The sequence below is a fragment of the Pseudomonas sp. BMW13 genome (genome assembly GCF_013357275.1).
GTDB classification, from domain to species: Bacteria; Pseudomonadota; Gammaproteobacteria; order Pseudomonadales; family Pseudomonadaceae; genus Aquipseudomonas; species Aquipseudomonas khazarica.
Window position 1 is genome coordinate 21,874 of the sequence record NZ_SUKD01000021.1, and the last position, 18,573, is coordinate 40,446.

At 67.1% G+C, this 18,573-nt stretch carries 17 protein-coding genes; 6 read left to right on the forward strand and 11 right to left on the reverse strand.

Annotated elements, in window-relative coordinates; genetic code table 11:
* Window positions 1-16: 16 nt before the first annotated feature.
* Window positions 17-808, forward strand: a complete 792-nt coding sequence (locus E4487_RS16510) for an energy transducer TonB (protein ID WP_175253873.1) — start codon at window positions 17-19, stop codon at window positions 806-808.
* 31 nt (window positions 809-839) lie between these two features.
* Window positions 840-1,292, forward strand: a complete 453-nt coding sequence (gene rimI / locus E4487_RS16515; RefSeq protein ID WP_037055967.1) for a ribosomal protein S18-alanine N-acetyltransferase — start codon at window positions 840-842, stop codon at window positions 1,290-1,292.
* Between the two features lie 19 nt (window positions 1,293-1,311).
* Here rimI and E4487_RS16520 read toward each other — a convergent pair whose 3' ends face one another.
* The 3 genes from E4487_RS16520 to hmpA are packed head-to-tail and all read right to left on the reverse strand — an operon-like array spanning window position 1,312 to window position 3,928.
* The gene (locus E4487_RS16520; protein WP_175253874.1) at window positions 1,312-2,490 is read right to left on the reverse strand and encodes an NnrS family protein; all 1,179 of its coding nucleotides are present in this window, start codon (window positions 2,488-2,490) and stop codon (window positions 1,312-1,314) included.
* Window positions 2,477-2,728, reverse strand: a complete 252-nt coding sequence (locus E4487_RS16525) for a transmembrane sensor/regulator PpyR (protein ID WP_175253875.1) — start codon at window positions 2,726-2,728, stop codon at window positions 2,477-2,479. Before E4487_RS16525 ends, E4487_RS16520 begins: the two co-directional genes overlap by 14 nt.
* Before the next feature lie 18 nt (window positions 2,729-2,746).
* Window positions 2,747-3,928 carry an NO-inducible flavohemoprotein gene (hmpA, locus tag E4487_RS16530; protein ID WP_175253876.1) on the reverse strand — a complete coding sequence of 394 codons (1,182 nt, stop codon included), beginning with the start codon at window positions 3,926-3,928 and terminating at the stop codon, window positions 2,747-2,749.
* A gap of 193 nt (window positions 3,929-4,121) precedes the next feature.
* Between hmpA and norR the strand changes: the two genes are divergently transcribed.
* A complete protein-coding gene (gene norR / locus E4487_RS16535) occupies window positions 4,122-5,672 on the forward strand; it encodes a nitric oxide reductase transcriptional regulator NorR (RefSeq protein ID WP_152489486.1) in 1,551 nt (516 codons plus the stop codon).
* 74 nt (window positions 5,673-5,746) lie between these two features.
* On the opposite strand, the gene E4487_RS16540 is transcribed toward norR, so the two are convergent.
* Genes E4487_RS16540 through E4487_RS16550 form a run of 3 tightly spaced genes read right to left on the reverse strand, consistent with a single transcriptional unit; the run spans window position 5,747 to window position 7,435 of the window.
* Window positions 5,747-6,673, reverse strand: a complete 927-nt coding sequence (locus E4487_RS16540; protein WP_175253877.1) for a class I SAM-dependent methyltransferase — start codon at window positions 6,671-6,673, stop codon at window positions 5,747-5,749.
* On the reverse strand, window positions 6,666-7,004 hold the full coding sequence (locus E4487_RS16545) for an FKBP-type peptidyl-prolyl cis-trans isomerase (protein ID WP_037055976.1): 339 nt from the start codon (window positions 7,002-7,004) through the stop codon (window positions 6,666-6,668). The genes E4487_RS16540 and E4487_RS16545 overlap by 8 nt, the downstream gene beginning before the upstream one ends.
* Window positions 7,001-7,435 carry a group II truncated hemoglobin gene (locus E4487_RS16550; protein ID WP_134678224.1) on the reverse strand — a complete coding sequence of 145 codons (435 nt, stop codon included), beginning with the start codon at window positions 7,433-7,435 and terminating at the stop codon, window positions 7,001-7,003. Before E4487_RS16550 ends, E4487_RS16545 begins: the two co-directional genes overlap by 4 nt.
* Window positions 7,436-7,598: 163 nt before the next feature.
* Between E4487_RS16550 and E4487_RS16555 the strand changes: the two genes are divergently transcribed.
* The 3 genes from E4487_RS16555 to E4487_RS16565 all read left to right on the forward strand — a co-directional run bounded on the left by E4487_RS16555 (window position 7,599) and on the right by E4487_RS16565 (window position 11,523).
* Window positions 7,599-9,962: a DNA polymerase II gene (locus tag E4487_RS16555; protein WP_175253878.1), complete on the forward strand. Its 2,364-nt coding sequence runs from the start codon at window positions 7,599-7,601 to the stop codon at window positions 9,960-9,962.
* Window positions 9,963-10,161: 199 nt separating this feature from the next.
* Window positions 10,162-11,151, forward strand: a complete 990-nt coding sequence (locus E4487_RS16560; protein WP_175253879.1) for a TerC family protein — start codon at window positions 10,162-10,164, stop codon at window positions 11,149-11,151.
* A gap of 60 nt (window positions 11,152-11,211) precedes the next feature.
* On the forward strand, window positions 11,212-11,523 hold the full coding sequence (locus E4487_RS16565) for a hypothetical protein (protein ID WP_175253880.1): 312 nt from the start codon (window positions 11,212-11,214) through the stop codon (window positions 11,521-11,523).
* Between the two features lie 7 nt (window positions 11,524-11,530).
* On the opposite strand, the gene E4487_RS16570 is transcribed toward E4487_RS16565, so the two are convergent.
* The 5 genes from E4487_RS16570 to E4487_RS16590 all read right to left on the reverse strand — a co-directional run bounded on the left by E4487_RS16570 (window position 11,531) and on the right by E4487_RS16590 (window position 18,555).
* Complete coding sequence (locus E4487_RS16570) at window positions 11,531-12,658, reverse strand: FAD-binding oxidoreductase (protein ID WP_175253881.1); 1,128 nt, start codon at window positions 12,656-12,658, stop codon at window positions 11,531-11,533.
* 72 nt (window positions 12,659-12,730) lie between these two features.
* Window positions 12,731-14,173 (reverse strand): ATP-dependent RNA helicase RhlB, encoded by a 1,443-nt coding sequence (gene rhlB, locus E4487_RS16575; RefSeq protein WP_175253882.1) that lies wholly within the window; start codon window positions 14,171-14,173, stop codon window positions 12,731-12,733.
* A gap of 110 nt (window positions 14,174-14,283) precedes the next feature.
* A complete protein-coding gene (locus tag E4487_RS16580) occupies window positions 14,284-15,447 on the reverse strand; it encodes a dipeptidase (RefSeq protein ID WP_175253883.1) in 1,164 nt (387 codons plus the stop codon).
* 76 nt (window positions 15,448-15,523) lie between these two features.
* The gene (locus E4487_RS16585) at window positions 15,524-16,462 is read right to left on the reverse strand and encodes a GGDEF domain-containing protein (RefSeq protein ID WP_037055992.1); all 939 of its coding nucleotides are present in this window, start codon (window positions 16,460-16,462) and stop codon (window positions 15,524-15,526) included.
* 191 nt (window positions 16,463-16,653) lie between these two features.
* On the reverse strand, window positions 16,654-18,555 hold the full coding sequence (locus tag E4487_RS16590; protein WP_175253884.1) for an acyl-CoA synthetase: 1,902 nt from the start codon (window positions 18,553-18,555) through the stop codon (window positions 16,654-16,656).
* Between the last annotated feature and the right edge of the window lie 18 nt (window positions 18,556-18,573).

The window sequence follows — 18,573 nt, forward strand, 5'->3', positions numbered from 1 at the left end:
ACTGGATACCGCTGGTTTGAACACCGAGCTGCGCCGTCGCGCCTACCTCGATGCCATGCAGGTGGCCACCTGGCTGCCGCGTACCGAGCTGCCTTTCGCCGCGCCGTCGCGTCAGGAACTGCTCGCGCCGCCGCCCGCTGAAGAACCACAGCCGGCGCAGGCCGAGGCGCCGCTGGCGGCCGTCGAAGCGGTACGCGAGGCGCCTGCCGAGCGCCCCAGGATCGAGATTCCACGACCAGCTGCTCAGCCGCGTCAGGCGGCTGTCGAGACGCCCGTCGCCGCGCCGGAGGCGCTCGAGGAGAAGCCGGCGCGGGTCAACGTCCCGCCGCCGCGCTTCGCCCTGCAGCTGCTGCGTGCCGGCGACTGCGCGCTGCTGGTGGAGCTGCCCACTGGCGAGCCCTTCCAGAGCCGTGACCCGGCCTACATTCTGCTCAAGGACCTGCTGCGTGCCGCCGGCCTGCCGGACAGCCCGCAGCTGCTGGGCGAGCCGGTGCGCTGGCCGCTGCTGGTGCGCGGCAACATGGACCAGGGCCCGCAGGCGGCGCTGGAGTTCGTGCAGAGCTTCGTCGCTGCACGCCTGGAGGAGCAGCCAAGCACCTGCCTCTGGCTGGTCGGCCTGCCGGCCATTCGCTTCGCCGGTGAAGCTGACGAGCACAGCTACAACCGCGAGTTGCAGATCGATGGCCTTGGCGCCTGCTGGGCGTTGCCGGGCCTGGAGCTGCTGATGGAAGAGCCCACGCGCAAGCGCGAACTGTGGCAGGCCATGCGGCGTGTCCGGCAGCGCTGGCTGGCACCTGCTCGTTCCTGAGAATCCCACCTTTGCGCCCGAGTGACGCCCCATGAGCGATGCGATTTCCTTCCGCCCGATGACCGAGGCGGATCTCGATGCCGTGCTGAAAGTGGAGTACGCCGCCTTCAGCCACCCGTGGACGCGCGGCATCTTCAGCGACGCACTGAAGTCCTACAACTGCTGGCTGATGTTCGAAGGCGGGCAGCAGGTCGGTCATGGCGTGATCAACCTGATCCTCGATGAAGCGCACCTGCTCAACATCACCGTCAAGCCCGAAAGCCAGGGCCGTGGCCTTGGCCTGTGCCTGCTCGAGCACCTGATGAAGGAGGCCCACGAGCTGGGCGGGCGCGAGTGTTTCCTCGAAGTGCGCGCCAGCAACCAGGGGGCCTACCGCCTGTACGAGCGTTTCGGCTTCAACGAAGTGGGGCGGCGCCGCGACTACTACCCGGCCGTGGGTGGTCGTGAAGACGCCCTGGTGATGGCCTGCACCCTGGTCGAGTGAGACGTTTCGGCGTTGCCGTTCAGCCGGGATGCCCGTCCAGCCGCGCCCGGCACAGCATGGGCGCGTAGTTCAGGCTGAACAGGGCGAACGCCATCCCCCAGCACAGCGCCGCCAGCCACAGCCAGTCGCCGCCGGCCGCGACCCGGAGCAGTGCACCCAGGTTGAGCAGGGCGAAGGCCCAGGCCATGGCCCTGGGAGGCTGCAGCGGACGCCCGGTATGCCCGAGGCTGATCCGCGCCATCATCGCCAGGATCAACCCACCCATCGCCCCCACTGCCAGTGCGTGGCTGGCCAGGCTGGCCTGAGGCAGCCAGCCCAGGTGCCAGGCTGCCATGCCGAGGGCGGCTAGCAGCAGCCAGGCATAGGCCAGGTGCAGCGACCAGAGCAAGGGCACGCGCCAGATGCCGGGCAGGTACCAGCGCCACAGGCGCAGGCCGTGCAGCGTGGCCAGACCGACGAACAGCGTGGTCAGCCAGGGCTGCGCCTGCAGGCCGTATCCGCTGGCATTCAGCGCAGCGGCCAGCACGCCGCCGAGCAGCAGCGCGCGGTCCTGCCAGGGATGGGGGGCGAAGGCTTCGCTGCGACCCAGGCCGCGCAGGGTGAAGAAGGGGATCACCCGCCCGCCGATCAGGCTCAGCAGCACAGCGATCAGCCACAGGGCGGCCAGTGCCCCGCGACGTTGCAGGTCGTCGTCGCCCTGCGCCAGGCCGGCGAGGGTCAGTGACTGGCACAGGGCGAGCAGGGCCAGCACCAGCAGGATCGGGTAGTTGTTGCGCTGCCTGGCGCTGATCAGCTGGCGCGCCATCTGCACGATGAACAGGCCGACGAAGGCCAGTTGCAGGCCGATCAGGACAGCCGGCGGCACGGGCACGAACCAGGCCAGGCGTGCTGCCAGCCACAGCCCGAACAGGGCGATCAGTGGCCGCCCGCTGAGACCGGGGCGCCCCGTCCAGTTCTGTACGGCCGTGAGCAGGAAGCCGGCGATGATCGCCAGGGCGAAGCCGAACGGCATCTCGTGGCGGTGCCAGGCCAGCATGCCGCCGGGCACCGCCACGAGGCTCACCGCACCCTGCAAGGCCAGGGCCCAGAGGGCGATGGCGAGCAGGGCGAAGACGGCACCGGCGAGGAAGAAGGCGCGAAAGCCCAGGCGCCAGAGCGGCAGCACCGCCAGCGCCTGTTTGCGATCAAGCAATTGCATGCGTACCCGCTCCTTCTGCCAGCCGCGCCTGGGCGATCAGGCGCAGCACGTAGCCGATCTTCAGCACGCTCGGGCCGATCAGCGTCAGGCTGTGTGCCAGTACCAGCGCGGCCAGGTTCAGCTGCTTGTCCAGGCCGTAGGCCGCGACCAGGCCCAGGATCAGAAGCAGCAGGCCGGCCCAGAGCAGGCGGGTGGACAGCAGCAGGATCTGTACGGGTGGAAGATTGAGCGGGTACATGATTCACCTCCTGATCGATCAGCTGTCCAGTGCCGAAGCCGGGCCGAAGAACTCGTAGCGGCTCTGTTCATCCGGGACGCCCAGTGCCTGCAGATGGCGCCTGACCTGGGCCATGAAGGGTTTGGGGCCGAGGAAGTAGGCGTCCAGGTCGCGTTCGGGGGGCAGCCACTGCTCGAGCAGCTCCTGGCTGAGGTAGCCGGTGGCATCGGCCTGGTCAGCGGCGCCTGGCTCGCTGTAGCAGACGTAGTGGCGGATCTGCGGGTGCTCGGCGACCTGGGCGTCGACCCAGTCGCGGAAGGCGTGCACGTCCGCATTGCGTGCGCAGTGGATGAAATGGATGGGCCGCCCGGAGTGGCGCGCCGCGTCGAGCATCGCCAGCGCCGGCGTGATGCCCACGCCTGCAGTGATCAGTGCCAGCGGTTTGTCCGACTCGCTCAGGGAGAAGTCGCCGGCAGGTGGGAACAGGTCCAGCTCATCGCCTTCCCGGACGTTGTCGTGCAGGTGGTTGGAGACGCGCCCGCCCACTTCGCGCTTGACGCTGATGCGGTACTCGCGGCCGTTGGCCAGAGCCGACAGCGAATAGTTGCGGCGGACCTCCTCGCCGTCCAGCAGCAGGCGCATGCCGATGTACTGGCCCGGCAGGTAGTCGAGCAGGGGCCCGCCATCGACCGGTACCAGGTGGAAGGAGGTGATCTCGTCGCTCTCGCCGACCTTGCGAGCCACCCGGAAGCGGCGCGCGCCACGCCAGCCGCCGGGGGCTGCGGCGTTCTGCTGGTACAGCTGTTCCTCGGCGCCGATGAAGATGTCGGCCAGTTGCTGGTAGGCCACGGCCCAGGCGTCGATCACCGCATCGGTGGCGACTTCGGCGCCCAGCACTTCGCGGATGGCGCGCAGCAGGCAGCCACCGACGATAGGGTAGTGCTCCGGCAGGATCTGCAGGGCGACGTGCTTGTTCACCACCTGCTTGACCAGCGGTCCCAGGGTCTCGAGGCGGTCGATGTGACGGGCGTACATGAGCACGCCGTTGGCCAGGGCGCGGGGCTGATCGCCGCTGGCCTGGTGGGCCTGATTGAACAGCGGGCGCACCTGCGGAAACTCGCTGAGCATCATCCGGTAGAAGTGAGTGGTCAGCGCTTCGCCGCCGCTTTCCAGAAGCGGGACGGTGGCTTTGATCAGGTCGCGTTGGGTGGTGGTGAGCATGGGGAGGGTCTCCGCAAGGCAAATAAAGGCGCCGGGGTGGCTCGTCTGGCCATTGCCGACGTGCTAGCGTTAGCGCTCTATTCATTCCATTAAGCGTGCCATTTATTTTGTTGTTTAAAATCAATGGCTTATATGTTTTGCGGTATTTATGACAGCAACTCTTCTTGTGTCATAAAGACTTCTGGTAGTCGATATGACCACTAATCCCTTGCTCGAAACGCTGATCCCCCTGGTCGCCGACCTGTCCCGCGAACTGGACGATGGCGAGCGCTACCGGCGCTTGCTGGCCGCATTGCGCCGGCTGTTCCCCTGCGATGCAGTGGCGCTGCTCAAGTTCGATGGCGAACTGCTGTTGCCGGTGGCGGTGGAGGGGCTGAGTGCCGATACCCTGGGGCGGCGTTTCAGGATCAGTGAGCATCCCCGCCTGGCGGCACTGGTGGAACATCGTGGCCCGACCCGTTTCGCCGCCGACTGTGGCTTGCCCGACCCCTACGATGGGCTGGTCGACGGCCTGCACGGTCACCTGGAGGTGCACGACTGCCTGGGCTGTCCGCTGTACCTGGATGACCAGCTGTGGGGCCTGCTGACGCTGGACGCGCTCGACCCGTCGAGTTTCGCGCGCGTCGACCTGGACAGCCTGGATGCGTTCGCCAGCCTGGCGGCCGCCACGGTCAAGGCCAGCGAGCGCATCAGCGGCCTGGCCCAGCGCGTCGAGACCGAGCGCCAGCTCACTGAACTGTACAAGCAGGCACGCCAGCAACCGCGCGAGCTGGTGGGGCAGAGCGCGGCGTTGCGCAAGTTGCAGGATGAGATTCGCCTGGTGGGCGACAGCCCGCTCACCGTGTTGATCACCGGCGAAACCGGCGTCGGCAAGGAGCTGGTGGCCGAGGCCATTCATGCGGCGTCACCGCGTGCGCGGCGGCCGCTGGTCAGCCTCAACTGCGCAGCGCTGCCCGATTCGCTGGTGGAAAGCGAGTTGTTCGGCCACGTGCGTGGCGCCTTCTCCGGCGCGGTGAACGAGCGCAGCGGCAAGTTCGAGCTGGCCGACGGCGGCAGCCTGTTCCTCGACGAGGTCGGCGAGCTGCCACTGGCGGTGCAGGCCAAGCTGCTGCGCGTGTTGCAGAGCGGGCAGCTGCAGCGGGTCGGCTCGGACCGCGAGCATCGTGTCGACGTGCGGGTGATCGCCGCCACCAACCGTGACCTCGCCGCCGAGGTACGCGCCGGGCGTTTCCGCGCCGATCTGTACCACCGCCTGAGTGTCTACCCGCTGCCTGTGCCGCCGCTGCGTGAGCGCGGCCGTGACGTGCTGCTGCTGGCGGGGTATTTCCTCGAAGAGAATCGCGCGCGTCTCGGCTTGCGCAGCCTGCGCCTGGCGGCCGAGGCGCAGAAGGCGCTGCTGGCGCATGACTGGCCGGGCAACGTGCGCGAGCTGGAGCATCTGGTGGGCCGCGCCGCGATCAAGGCGCTGGCACGGCATGACGAGCGACCGCGCATTCTCAGCCTGGAGGTGCAGGACCTGGACCTGCCGACGGGGGCGGCGAACAGCGCCGTGGAGGCGACGCTGGCCAGTGCAGAGCCGGTGCCGGCAGGCCTGGAGCTGCGCACGGCGGTGGACGCCTTCCAGCGCCAGCTGATCGAACAGTGCCTGGCGCGTCATCACGGCAAGTGGGCCGATGCGGCGCGTGAGCTGGGGGTGGATCGAGCCAACCTCAGCCGCCTGGCCAAGCGCCTGGGCATTCGCTAGCAGGCTGCTAAGTCGGGGCCGATGCTCGGCGTAGCCCGGATGCTTCCGGGGGCAGGGCGCCGGGTTGCACCTGGCTACCGCTCGAACACCAGTGCCTTCAGGCCGCTTTCCGGCGAGATGTCGGGAAACTCCGGCGGGTTGTCCAGGCGCTCGACGAAACGCAGCTGTGGCGCCTCGGCGGCCATGCCGGCGATGAGGAAGTCCGGGCCGGTGTCCGGGTCATTGACGCAGGCCAGTACCGTACCCCGTTCGCCGAGCAGCTCCGGCAGGCGTCGGAGGATGCGGGCGTAGTCCTGGGTGAGGGCGAAGCTGCCTTTCTGGAAGCTCGGTGGGTCGATGATGATCAGGTCGTAAGGCCCGCTCTTGCGCACCTTGCCCCAGGACTTGAACAACTCGTGGCCGAGAAACTCCACCTGGCTCAGGTCGTGCTGGTTGAGGCGGTGATTGTCGCGTCCACGGGTCAGGGCGGCGCGCGCCATGTCCAGGTTGACCACCCGCGTCGCACCGCCGGCAATGGCTGCCACGGAGAAGCCGCAGGTGTAGGCGAACAGGTTGAGCACTCGCTTGCCGGCCGCCTGCTGGCGCACCCACTGGCGGCCCAGGCGCATGTCGAGGAACAGGCCGCTGTTCTGTTTGCTGCCCAGGTCGAGCAGGTAGCGCAGGCCGTCCTCGCGGATCGTCCACTGCGCCTGCTCCTCGCCGGCCAGCCATTCACTCTCGCTGCCGTGCACGTAGCGATGCTGCAGCAGCAGGCCACGGGCGCCGCTGGCCTGCCACTCTGGCGTGTCCAGCAGTTCCAGCAGCAACGGGCGCAGGGCGGCATCCGGCTCGCGGAACAGCATGACCAGGACGATGCCCGACAGCCAGTCGACGGTGATCTGCTCCAACCCCGGCCAGCAACGGCCACGGCCATGGAACAGCCGCCGGGTCTCGTCGCCGGGCGGGTTGTGCAGCGCCTGCAACAGGTGCTGGCGCAGGGTGGCGAGGGGCGCGTCAGTCATCGCGGGTCAGCACTTCCAGCAGTTCGATTTCGAAGGTCAGGTCGGCGTTGGCAGGAATCGAGCCGACGCTGCGTTCGCCGTAACCCAGGTGCGCCGGCACCTGCAGCTTGCGCTTGCCACCGACCTGCATGCCCATCAGGCCCTGGTCCCAGCCCTTGATCACCCGCCCGGTGCCGATCACGCACTGGAACGGCTTGCCGCGCGAGAAGGACGAGTCGAACTCGCTGCCGTCGGCCAGCCAGCCACGGTACTGGGTGGTGATCAGGGCACCCTTGACCACGGCCTTGCCGTCGCCGGGTTGCAGGTCTTCGATGATCAGTTCGTTGCTCATGTCGGGGTTTCCTTGCGGTGACGATTCTGACTGGCCTGCACCGAGCGTTCGGCAGGCACGCGCAGTTGCCTCAGCAGGTAGTCGGCGAATGCCGGCGCATAGCCCTGCAGGGCGATGGCGCCGGCCATGCAGCTCAGCCAGCTCTCGGCCAGGGCCTGGTCGATCGGCCACTGCGAATGGAAGGCCGGAATGCTGATGCTGCCGTATTTCTCGGCGAACAGGCGCGGCCCGCCCAGCCAGCCGCTGAGAAAGCACGCCAGCTTGTCCCGCGACGCGCTCAGGTCGGCCGGATGCAGGGCGCGCAGGGCAGCGGCCTCGGGACGTTCGTCCATCAACCGGTAGAAGTCGTCGACCAGCCGGCGCAGGCCATCGATACCGCCGGCAGCCTGGTAGGACGCGTCGAGAGTGCCGTAGGGCAGGGTGTCGCTCATCGCGTCCCTCCTGAAAAAGGCGCCATTGTAACCGCTGGCGTAGAATGGCCGGCCATTTGAAGTGCACCCCCTGTGGGAGGCGCTTTAGCGGCGACGGTCGCGGCTCAAGCCCCTCCCACACGTAGCACGTAAGCACCGAGTTTGAATCCGCAGCCCATTCCCGATGACCCAACCCCGACAAGGCTTCGTGCTCAGCCGCCATTGGCGCGATACGCCGCAAGGCACCGAGGTGGCCTTCTGGCTGGCCACCGATGCCGGCCCGCTACAGGTGCGCCTGCCGTTGCAGGAGTCGGTGGCGTTCATTCCGCTCGAGCAGCGCGCCTGGGCCGAGCCGTTGCTGCGTAATGAACAGGGCGCCGAGTTGCGCGAGCTGGCCCTGCGTGATTTCCGCCAGCGCCCGGTGCTGGGCCTGTATTGCCGTCAGTACCGCCAGTTGCTGCAACTGGAGAAGAAGCTGCGCCAGGTCGGTGTGGATGTCTACGAGGCCGATATCCGTCCGCCGGAGCGTTACCTGATGGAACGCTTCATCACCGCCAGCGTCGCCTTCGAGGGTGTCGAACAGGCGGACGGCAGCCTGCTGTGCAAGTCGCTCAGGCCGGCTGCCGACTACCGCCCGCGCCTGCGCCTGGTCTCGCTGGATATCGAGACCAGCGCCCGTGGCGAGCTGTACTCCATCGCCCTGGAGGGCTGTGGCCAGCGTCAGGTCTACATGCTCGGCCCGGCCAACGGTGACGCCAGCGGCGTCGACTTCGACCTCGCCTACTGCGACAGCCGCAAGGCGCTGCTCGAGTGCCTGAATGCCTGGCTGGAGCGGCATGACCCCGACGCCATCATCGGCTGGAACCTGGTGCAGTTCGACCTGCGCGTGCTGCGCGAGCATGCCGAGAAGCTCAAGGTGCCGTTGCGCCTGGGGCGTGGTGGCGACGTGCTCGGCTGGCGTCAGCACAACAGCAGCCAGCACTACTTCGCCGAGGCGGCCGGGCGGCTGATCATCGACGGCATCGAAGCCTTGCGCTCGGCCACCTGGAGCTTCCCTTCGTTCAGCCTGGAAGCGGTGGCGCAGACCCTGCTGGGCGAAGGCAAGGCGATCGACACGCCCTATGCACGCATGGACGATATCCAGCGCATGTTCGACGAGGACCGGCCGGCGCTGGCGCACTACAACCTCAAGGACTGCGAGCTGGTCACGCGCATCTTCGCCCACACCGAACTGCTCGCCTTCCTGCTGGAGCGCTCCAGCGTCACCGGCCTGGCCGCCGATCGCAGTGGTGGCTCGGTCGCGGCGTTCACCCATCTGTACCTGCCGCCGATGCATCGCCTCGGCTTCGTCGCGCCCAACCTCGGCGACATCCGCGGCGAGAACAGCCCGGGCGGTTTCGTCATGGATTCGCGTCCGGGGCTCTACGACTCGGTGCTGGTGCTGGATTACAAGAGCCTGTATCCGTCGATCATCCGCAGCTTCCTGATCGATCCGGTGGGGCTGGTCGAAGGCCTGCAGCGCCCGGACGACGCGCATTCGGTGGAAGGCTTTCGCGGCGCGCGCTTCTCGCGCACGCAGCACTGCCTGCCGAGCATCGTCGAGCGCGTGTGGCAGGGGCGCGAGACGGCCAAGCGCGACGGCAATGCGGCGCTGTCGCAGGCGCTGAAGATCATCATGAACGCCTTCTACGGTGTGCTTGGCTCCAGCGGCTGCCGCTTCTTCGACCCGCGCCTGGCGTCGTCCATCACCCTGCGCGGGCACCAGATCATGAAACGCACCCGCGAGCTGATCGAGGCCGAGGGGCACGCGGTGATCTATGGCGATACCGACTCCACCTTCGTCTGGCTCGGTCGGGCGCATGACGAGGACGAGGCGGCGCGCATCGGCCGCGCGCTGGTGGCTCGCGTGAATGCCTGGTGGCGCGAGCACCTGCAGCACGCGTACGGGCTGGACAGTGCGCTGGAGCTGCAGTTCGAGACCCACTACCGGCGCTTTCTGATGCCCACCATCCGTGGCACCGAAGAGGGCAGCAAGAAGCGCTATGCCGGCCTGGTGCGCGACGCCGCTGGCGCCGAGCGCATGGTGTTCAAGGGCCTGGAAACGGTGCGCACCGACTGGTCGCCGCTGGCGCAGCGCTTCCAGCAGGAGCTGTACCGGCTGGTCTTCGCCGGCGAGCCCTACGAGGCGTACGTGCGCGACTACGTCGAGCGCACCCTGGGCGGTGAGCTGGATGAACTGCTGGTCTATCGCAAGCGCCTGCGCCGGCGCCTCGACGACTACCAGCGCAACGTGCCGCCGCATGTGCGCGCCGCGCGTCTGGCCGACGAGCACAACCAGCACCTGGGACGGCCGCTGCAGTACCAGCGCGGCGGCTGGATCAGCTACCTGATCACCAGGGGCGGGCCGCAACCGCTGGAGCGCCTGCTGTCACCCGTCGACTACGAGCATTACATCAGCCGCCAGCTGAAACCGGTGGCCGATGCCATCCTGCCGTTCGTCGGCGGCGACTTCGAGCGCCTGCTGGACGGGCAGTACAGGCTGTTCTGAGTGCTGCTGGCGGCCGCTCTGGCGGGCGTCTCCCGCGCGTGAGGCGGATGCCGCTGGCAGGAAATAATTTGCAAAGCTCGTCCCGTTGAGCGGCGTTCACGGCCTGAATATATTGGCGCCCGTGATGCCGGGCCCCTCTGGCGGTTAACACCGCGATGTCGGAATCACAGTCTGTTCAATCTGACTGTAGGAGGGGCTCATGACTGCCCTCGAACCGTTCCTCTTCGCCGACTTCCTCGGTACGGCCACCTGGTTGTGGCTGGTCTTCATCGCTGTCGTCATCTCCCTGCTGGCCTTCGACCTTGGCGTGCTGCATCGCGACAATCGCGAGATCGGCGTGCGCGAGAGCCTGTTGCTGTCCGCCGGCTACATCAGCGCCGGCCTGCTGTTCGGCGTCTGGGTGTTCTTCCAGAAGGGCGGCGACGCCAGCATGGATTACCTCACCGGCTTCCTGATCGAGAAATCGTTGTCGATGGATAACGTGTTCCTCATGGCCATGATCTTCAGCTTCCTGGCGATCCCGCGGCAGTACCAGCACAAGGTGCTGTTCTGGGGAATCATGGGGGTGCTGGTGCTGCGCGCGATCATGATCGGCCTGGGTGCGGCGCTGATCCATGAATTCAGCTGGGTGCTCTACCTGTTCGGTGCGTTCCTGTTCTTCACCGGGGTGAAGATGCTGTTCTCCAGGTTGGACGACGCACCGGACCTGCAGAACAACCTGCTGGTCAGGTTCCTGCGCAAGCACCTGCGCGTGACCGACGACCTGCACGGCCAGCGTTTCTTCGTGCGCCAGGACGATGGCAACGGACGCCGCGTGCTGTGGGTGACGCCGCTGTTCCTCGCGCTGATCCTGATCGAGTGTGCCGACCTGGTGTTCGCCATCGACAGCGTGCCGGCGATCTTCGCCATCACCCAGGATCCGTTCATCGTCTACACCTCGAACATCTTCGCCATCCTCGGCCTGCGCGCCCTGTACTTCGCCCTGGCCGCGCTGATCCACCGCTTTGCCTATCTCAAGTACGCACTGGCCCTGGTGCTGGTGTTCATCGGCACGAAGATCTTCCTGGTGGGCATCATCGGCAAGATCCCGGCGGCCGTATCCCTCAGCGTGACCCTCGGCCTGCTGGTCGGTGGCGTGGTGCTGTCGCTGTACAAGACCCGTGGCCAATCGCAGCCACACGAACATTGATGCTCGCCCCGGCCACGCCGCTGGCGTGGTCGGAGGCAGCCCGAAACTGGAGAATCACTGATGAATAGCTGCCGCAAACGCCCCCTGGCATTCGCTGCCTTGGGCGCCATTGTGTTGACCCTGGCCGGCTGCGAGGCCGCCGAGCAGTCGGCGCAGAAACTGGCCGACGAGGCGAAGAAGGAAGCGCAGGCGTTGATCGAGGGCTCGGTCGGAGAGGTGGTGGACGAGGTCAACCGCCAGGTGGACGCCTTGCAGGACTCCACCAACCGCGCCCTGGGCAAGGCCGAAGCCGAGGCCGAGGAGGAGGGCAGCGACAGGCCGCACGACGAACCATCCGCCGAACGTCCCGTCGAGCCAGGCGTGGAAACCTGATGAGGCGTCAGCCGAGCAGCCGCTGCGGGCTGAGCATGGCGGCGGTCAGGCCGGCGGCGATCAGCTGTTCCGGCAGCGGCTGCTTGCGGATCAGCGCGGCGCAGGCCTGGCCCATGGCCGCGCTGGTCTGGATGCCGTAGCCGCCCTGTGCGGCGACCCAGAAGAAGCCCGCCGCCTGCGCATCGAAGCCGCCGACCAGATCACCGTCGGCAACGAAGCTGCGCAGGCCGGCCCAAGTGTGCTCCGGGCGGCGAATCTGCAGGCTGGTATGGGTTTCGATCTGGTGGATGCCGAGGGCGATGTCCAGTTCTTCCGGCTGCACGTCGTGGGCTGCCACCGGGTCGGCATTGGCCGGTGAACCCAGCAGCAGACCGGCATCGGGCTTGAAGTAGAAGGATTCGTCCAGGCTGACCAGCGCCGGCCAGTTCTGGCAGTCGATGCCCGCGCCGGCTTGGAAGGTGAAGGCGGCGCGTCGTCTGGGTTGCAGGCCGATGCCGGGCAGCCCGGCCAGCTGGGCGATCTGGTCGCACCAGGCGCCGGCGGCGTTGATCAGCAGCGTGGCGCTGTAGCGTTGCCCCGCACAGTCCACCTGCCAGCCCTCGGCGCTGCGGCTGATCGCCAGCACCTCGCGGTCGCAGTGTATTTCGCCACCCTGCTGACGGATGCCGCGCAGGTAGCCCTGGTGCAGGGCGGCGGTATCGATGTCGGCGGCACTGGGGTCGTACAGCGCCCCCCGGACCCGTTCGCGACGCAGCACCGGCACCATGGCGCAGGCCTGCTCGGCGCTGAGCAGGCGCGCCTCGGCGACCTGTTGGCGCGCCTGTTCGAACTGGCGCTGCAGCTCGGCCGCATCGCCGCTGAAGTCCACCACCAGTTCGCCACGCGGGGTGAGCAGCGGATGGTCGCTGAAGCCTGCGGGTGGCGCGTCGTAGAAGGCGCGGCTGGCGGCGGTCAGTGCGCGCACCTGAGGCGTGCCGTAGGCCACGGTGTAGAGCGCGGCCGAGCGACCGGTGGAGTGGTAGCCCGGTTGCGCCTCGCGCTCCAGGACGATGGTCTTGCCGTGGCCGGCGAGAAAGTAGCCGGTGGAGGCGCCGGCGATACCGCCGCCGATGATGAGGTAGTCGCAGTGCTGCATGTCGTGTCGTTCGATGGGGTCAAATGAAAAAGGCGAAGCCACAGGCTTCGCCTTTGTTCGCTCGCCGTCGCTTCAGTGCTTGCGCGGCACGGCCTTGAGCAGCTCGTCCGGCGGCATCTCGCACTGGATCTTGCGCCCGATCAGTTCTTCGATGGGCGGCAGGGCGAAGGCGTCGTCCTCGCCGGCGAAGCTGATCGAGGTGCCACTGGTGCCGGCGCGGCCGGTACGACCGATGCGGTGCACGTAGTCGTCCGGGTCTTCCGGCAGGGTGAAGTTGATCACGTGGCTGATGCCGTCGACGTGGATGCCGCGGCCGGCCACGTCAGTGGCGACCAGTACGCGGATGTGTCCGGCACGGAAGCCTTCGAGCACCTTGATGCGCTTGTGCTGCGGCACGTCACCGGACATCTGCGCGGCGCTGACGCCGTCGCGGGTCAGGCGTTCCTCGATGCGGCGCACTTCGTCCTTGCGGTTGGCGAAGACCATCACCCGGTCCCAGGCGTTCTGCGTGACCAGGTTGTACAGCAGCTTGTACTTGTCGCTGGAGGCGACGGCGTAGACGTGCTGCTCGACGGTGTCGCTGGCGACGTTCTCCGGCTCGATCTCGACGATGGCCGGGTTGACCGTCCACTGCTTGGCCAGGTTCATCACGTCTTCGGTGAAGGTGGCTGAGAACAGCAGGGTCTGGCGGTCACCCTTCATCGGCGTCTGGCGGATGATCTGGCGCACCTGCGGGATGAAGCCCATGTCGAGCATGCGGTCGGCTTCGTCGAGGACCATCACCTCGACCATGTCCAGGTGCACTTCGCCACGCTGGTTGAAGTCCAGCAGACGGCCCGGGGTGGCCACGAGGATGTCGCAGAAGCGCGACTCCAGCTGCTTGAGCTGCTTGTCGAAGTCCATGCCGCCGACGAAGCTCATGACGTTGAGCCCGGTGTACTTGGTCAGCTCGGCGGCGTCCTTGGCGATCTGTACCACCAGCTCACGGGTCGGCGCGATGATCAGCGCGCGCGGCTCGCCCATGTAGCGCTCTTTCGGCGCTGGGGTCTGCAGCAGCTGGGTGATGATCGAGATGAGGAACGCGGCGGTCTTGCCGGTGCCGGTCTGGGCGCGGCCGATGGCATCCTGGCCCTTGAGGGTGTAACCGAGGACGCCGGCCTGGATCGGTGTGCAGTAGGGGAAACCCAGGTCGTGGATGGCATGCATCAGCTCGGGCGCGAGCCTGAAATCATGGAAGCGTACCTTGCCTTCGGCGGGCTCGACCACGAAGTCTTCCAGTTTCCAGGTGTCCACCGGCTTGGCCGGGCGTTCGCGACGGGGCTTGTCGGCCTTGGCGGGGCGTGGTTGTTGCTGCGGGCTGGGCGTGCCGGCGTTGTTGCTGGCGGCACGGGCGGGTTTGTTCTTGCGGGAGCGCTGGTCGTCTGTGCCGCGGGCCGGGCTGGGCGCTGCTACGGGGGACGCTTGTGGCTGCTCGTCTTCGGCCTTGCCGAACATTTTCTTGAGTGCTTTGAGCACGGGCTTCTCATCGACTGGTTAAGGAGTGAACGCTCGCCAGTGTAATGCAAGACGCGAGCGTGGCGAAGTGCTTCGCTCGCGTCTGTCAAGGGGACCGAGTGGTCAGCGCCTCATTGCTCCGGCAGGCTGGCCAGCAGCAGGCGCTGCACGTTGCCGCCCATGATCGCGGCGATGGCGCTGTCATCGAAGCCGGCCTGCTGCAGGCCTTCGGTGATCTGCGCCAGGCCGGTCACGTCGAACGGCGTATGCACGGTGCCGTTGAAGTCCGAGCCGAGGGCGACATGCTCGACCCCGACCTGGTCGACAGTGTAGCGGATGGCCTTGACGATGGCCGCGACCGAGGTGTCGCACACGGCGGTGCTCCAGTAGCCGATGCCGATGACCCCGCCTTTGGCGGCAATGGCCTGGATATGCTTGTCGCTGAGGTTGCGGGTGCCGGGGCAGGTGCCTTCGACCCCCGTATGCGACACCAGCACCGGGCGCGTGGCCATGGCCAGCACGTCATCGATCAGCGGGCGCGAGGCGTGGGCCAGGTCCACCAGCATGGCCTTTTCTTCCAGGCGTGCGATCACCTGGCGCCCCAGCGGCGTCAGGCCGCCCTTGTTCAGGCCATGGGCCGAGCCGCCGACTTCGTTGTCGAAGAAGTGCGTGAGGCCGGCGATGCGAAAGCCGGCGTCGTACAGCACGTCGATGTTCTCCAGCTTGCCCTCGATGGGTTGCAGGCCCTCGGTGGCCAGCAGCCCGGCGACGCGGCGAGGGTCCTGCTGCCAGGCGGCGATGAAGCCGGCGAGGTCCTCGCGGCTGCGGATCAGCACCAGGCGTCCGTCGCTGCCGGCCGCGGCGTCGCGCAGTTTCTGCGCCTGGTACAAGGCGCGCTGCAGCAGGCTGCTCCAGGTTTCCCGTGGCCAGCGCTGGGCCATCGCCAGCAGGGTGATGTTGTCGCTGTCGGCGCCATTGCTCTCCATGTTCAGCCCGCGCGGGGTCTTGGTCACGGTGGAGAACACCTGCAGGCCGAGACGCCCCTCGAGCATGCGCGGCAGGTCCGAGTGCCCGTAGTCGTAGCGCTTGAGCAGGTCGCGCTCCCAGAGCAGGGCGTCGTCGTGCAGGTCGGCGACGAACAGGCCCTGGTGCAGTCTCTGCGCGCTGGCGCTGGTGCTGTAGGGCGGCGGGCTGGCGACGCTGTTCATCTTCGCGTCGAGCAGCGACGGCAGGCCGAGAACGGCCAGGGCGCAGAGGGGAACGAGGAGCAACAGGGCGAGCAGGAGTTTGCGCATGAGTGGCCATCCAGGCGTGTTGTTATGCCGGGCACTCTAGCAGGGAAGTTCTACTGCGGGCGTGTGCGGGGGCGATTCAGCCGCAGAGGCAGTTGCGCCCCTGCTGCTTGGCCTGGTACAGCGCGGCGTCGGCGCGGGCAATCAGTCCCGACAGGCTGTCGCTGTGCTGCATCTGCGCCAGGCCGATGGAGATGGTGACGCCCGGCAGCACGCCGACCGGCGAGTAGAACGAGTCGATCTGCTCCAGGCTGGCACGCAGTCGCTCGCCGATGGTGCGGGCATCCTGATCGGCGATCTCCGGCAGCAGGATGACGAATTCCTCGCCGCCGAAGCGTATCAGGCTGTCCTTGGGGCGGAGCTGGTTGCGCAGGGTGTGGGCGACCAGGCACAGGGCGTAGTCGCCGGCGAGGTGGCCATGCTGGTCGTTGTAGGCCTTGAAGTGGTCGACATCCAGCATCAGCAGCGACATCGGCTCGTCGTTGAAGGCGCAGCGGGTGCTCTCGCGCTCGAATACATGCTCCAGCCAGCGCCTGTTGAAGCAGCCGGTGAGGGTGTCGACATTGGCATTCTGCTCGCTGTCGAGAATCTGCCGGTTGCCCTGGCGAACCCGTTCGCAGAGCAGCTCCAGCAGGTTCTGCATCAGCTGCGGCGATTGCTGGAACAGGGCGATCAGCGACTCACGGTGCAGGCGCAGGACAACCGAGGGACGCTCGGCCACCACATAGGCGGAAGGGTGCTCGTTGTCGATGAAGCTGATCTCGCCTGCGCAGTCGCCCACTTCCAGGGTGCTCACTGCCTGGTTGTCCAGTGAGCCGAGGTAGACGCGCAACTGGCCTGAAATCAGCAGGTAGAGGTGTTGGTTGCGATTGAAGGGGGAGAGCAGGACTTCGCCTGCTTCCAGCTCACAGGCACGAAACTCCCGCAGCAGCTGATCGAGGCTGCTGGCCGCGACGTTGTGAAATAGCCGCAGTTGCTGAACTTGCTGCAGGTCTGCCTGCCAGTGCGCCGATTTCATCGCGATCTCGTCGTGCCAGACCGGGCAAAAACGCCGGAAGGCAAAACCAACGCTCCCTGTCATGTCCACGAATAATCTCTGACATTATTCTTGGGCCGCAGGCCTGGCAATGCTCGGGCAAAGCCTCACCGACCAATGGTTGTACCTCGGTGCGAAGCTGTTAACTGATGCCTGTTCGTGTGTGCTCGAGATCACGGCGCGAAATGAATGCGGTGGCCGACGGCGTAGCCGGCCAGACGCTCGCCGATGGCCGATGCCAGCGCCTCGTCCTGGTTCGGCACATGGACATGGGCCAGCTGCCCGGCCTGGTCATCGCTCAGCACCTCGACGCGGATGGCGGGATGCAGCGCGGCGAGGTCACTCTGGTAGACACGGGCGATGGCGTCGAAGCGCAGTGCCGGCTTGAACGTCTTGCCCACCGCGGTCAACGGGATGGCGTCGACGATCCAGGCGTTCTTGGGGATGGCCGCGCGCTCGGGGATGTGCGCCGCCGCGTGCTCCAGCAGCTCCGCCTCGCTGGCCTGGTTGCCGGGTTTCAGTTGCACGTAGACCACCGGCAGCTCGCCGGCTTTCTCGTCCGGTTTGCCGACGGCTGCGGCCATGGCTACGGCAGGGTGCTTGTGCAGCGCTTCCTCGATCATCTGCGGGTCGATGTTGTGCCCGCCACGGATGATCAGGTCCTTGCTGCGGCCGGTCAGCCAGATGTAACCATCGGCATCGACGCGGCCGAGGTCGCCAGTGTTGAACCAGTCACCGTCGACCCAGATGCCGGCATTCTTGCTCGTCTGCAGGTAGCCCTTGAACACCGTCGCGCCACGGATGCACAGGTTGCCGATCTCGTTCTGCGCGGCGTCACGCAGGTAGCGGCCCTGGTCGTCGAGGACCTTGATGCTCACCTCGCAGTAGGGCATGCGCAGGCCGATGGAGCCCGGGCGCCGTTCTCCGGCCGGCGGGTTGGCGCAGCTGCCGCAGGTGCCTTCGGTCAGGCCGTAGCCTTCGATCAGGGTCAGGCCGGTCTTGGCCTCGAACTGACGGATCAGCTCGACCGGCATCGGCGCCGCACCGCACAGCGCGTACTTCAGCGAGGACAGGTCATGGCCTTCGCTGGGCACCTGCAGCAGCCCGGCATAGATGGTCGGTACGCCACTGAAGAAGCTGACCCGGTGACGCTCGATGACTTTCCAGAAATTGCCGATCAGCGTGGTGTTGCGATAGCCCTGTGGCGTCGCCAGCAGCACCTCGGCACCGCCGATGAAGGCAGCCAGGCCGGTGACCACCACGCCGTTGACGTGGAACAGCGGCAGGCCGCAGAGCGTCACGTCGCCCGGACCGAAGCGGGTGACCAGGTTCATGCTGTAGGCCATCGCCACTTCGTTGCCATGGCTGTGCGGGGCGAGCTTGGGCGTGCCGGTGGTGCCACCGGTGTGGAAGTAGCTGGCGACGTCGTTCGCGGCGATGACGCGGCCGCTTTCCAGGTGGTCGTTCGGGCAGGCGGCGATGGTCTCGTCGAAGTCCAGCACGCCTTCCGGCCATGCGCCGCGCTGGGCCTTGAGCGCACTGCGTTGCGGCTCGGGCAGCAGGTTGGCCATGTCCACGCAGAGAATCGCCTTCAGCTCGGGCAGTTGCCCGCGCAGGGCCTGCACCTTGTCCCACAGGTCGGTACCGGGGAAGGGGGCGAGGGTCACCAGCAGTTCGGAGTTCGAGGCGTGGATCAGCTCGGCGATATGCTCGGGATCGAGCAGCGGGTTGATCGCGTTGACGATCCCGGCCGCTTCGCCGCCCCAGATGGTGTAGTGGGTCTGCGGCAGGTTCGGCAGGAGGAACGACACGGCCTTCCCCGGGCGCAGGCCCAGGCGGTGGAAGGCGTTGGCGGTCTGGGTGACCTTGCCCAGCAGCTCGGCGTAGCTCAGGCGCAGCGGGGTTTCCTCGCCACTGCCCTGGAGAATGAACGACAGCGCCGGGGCATCGGGTCGCGCACTGGCCGTCCGGCGGATCAGCTCGAAGGTGCTCGGCGGCAGGTCGCGTTCGCTCAGTGCGACGGCCTCGATCTGCTCGATGTCCTGCAGGGTGCGAATCAGGGGCGCTGTGCTCATTTATTGTGCATCTCTTCG

Bases quoted from the DNA above. Each gene is read 5' to 3' on its own strand.
- rimI (WP_037055967.1), top strand. From the start codon at position 840: ATGAGCGATGCGATTTCCTTCCGCCCGATGACCGAGGCGGATCTCGAT.
- E4487_RS16520 (WP_175253874.1), bottom strand. From the start codon at position 2,490: ATGCAATTGCTTGATCGCAAACAGGCGCTGGCGGTGCTGCCGCTCTGG.
- E4487_RS16525 (WP_175253875.1), bottom strand. From the start codon at position 2,728: ATGTACCCGCTCAATCTTCCACCCGTACAGATCCTGCTGCTGTCCACC.
- hmpA (WP_175253876.1), bottom strand. From the start codon at position 3,928: ATGCTCACCACCACCCAACGCGACCTGATCAAAGCCACCGTCCCGCTT.
- norR (WP_152489486.1), top strand. From the start codon at position 4,122: ATGACCACTAATCCCTTGCTCGAAACGCTGATCCCCCTGGTCGCCGAC.
- E4487_RS16540 (WP_175253877.1), bottom strand. From the start codon at position 6,673: ATGACTGACGCGCCCCTCGCCACCCTGCGCCAGCACCTGTTGCAGGCG.
- E4487_RS16545 (WP_037055976.1), bottom strand. From the start codon at position 7,004: ATGAGCAACGAACTGATCATCGAAGACCTGCAACCCGGCGACGGCAAG.
- E4487_RS16550 (WP_134678224.1), bottom strand. From the start codon at position 7,435: ATGAGCGACACCCTGCCCTACGGCACTCTCGACGCGTCCTACCAGGCT.
- E4487_RS16555 (WP_175253878.1), top strand. From the start codon at position 7,599: ATGACCCAACCCCGACAAGGCTTCGTGCTCAGCCGCCATTGGCGCGAT.
- E4487_RS16560 (WP_175253879.1), top strand. From the start codon at position 10,162: ATGACTGCCCTCGAACCGTTCCTCTTCGCCGACTTCCTCGGTACGGCC.
- E4487_RS16565 (WP_175253880.1), top strand. From the start codon at position 11,212: ATGAATAGCTGCCGCAAACGCCCCCTGGCATTCGCTGCCTTGGGCGCC.
- E4487_RS16570 (WP_175253881.1), bottom strand. From the start codon at position 12,658: ATGCAGCACTGCGACTACCTCATCATCGGCGGCGGTATCGCCGGCGCC.
- E4487_RS16580 (WP_175253883.1), bottom strand. From the start codon at position 15,447: ATGCGCAAACTCCTGCTCGCCCTGTTGCTCCTCGTTCCCCTCTGCGCC.
- E4487_RS16585 (WP_037055992.1), bottom strand. From the start codon at position 16,462: ATGAAATCGGCGCACTGGCAGGCAGACCTGCAGCAAGTTCAGCAACTG.
- E4487_RS16590 (WP_175253884.1), bottom strand. From the start codon at position 18,555: ATGAGCACAGCGCCCCTGATTCGCACCCTGCAGGACATCGAGCAGATC.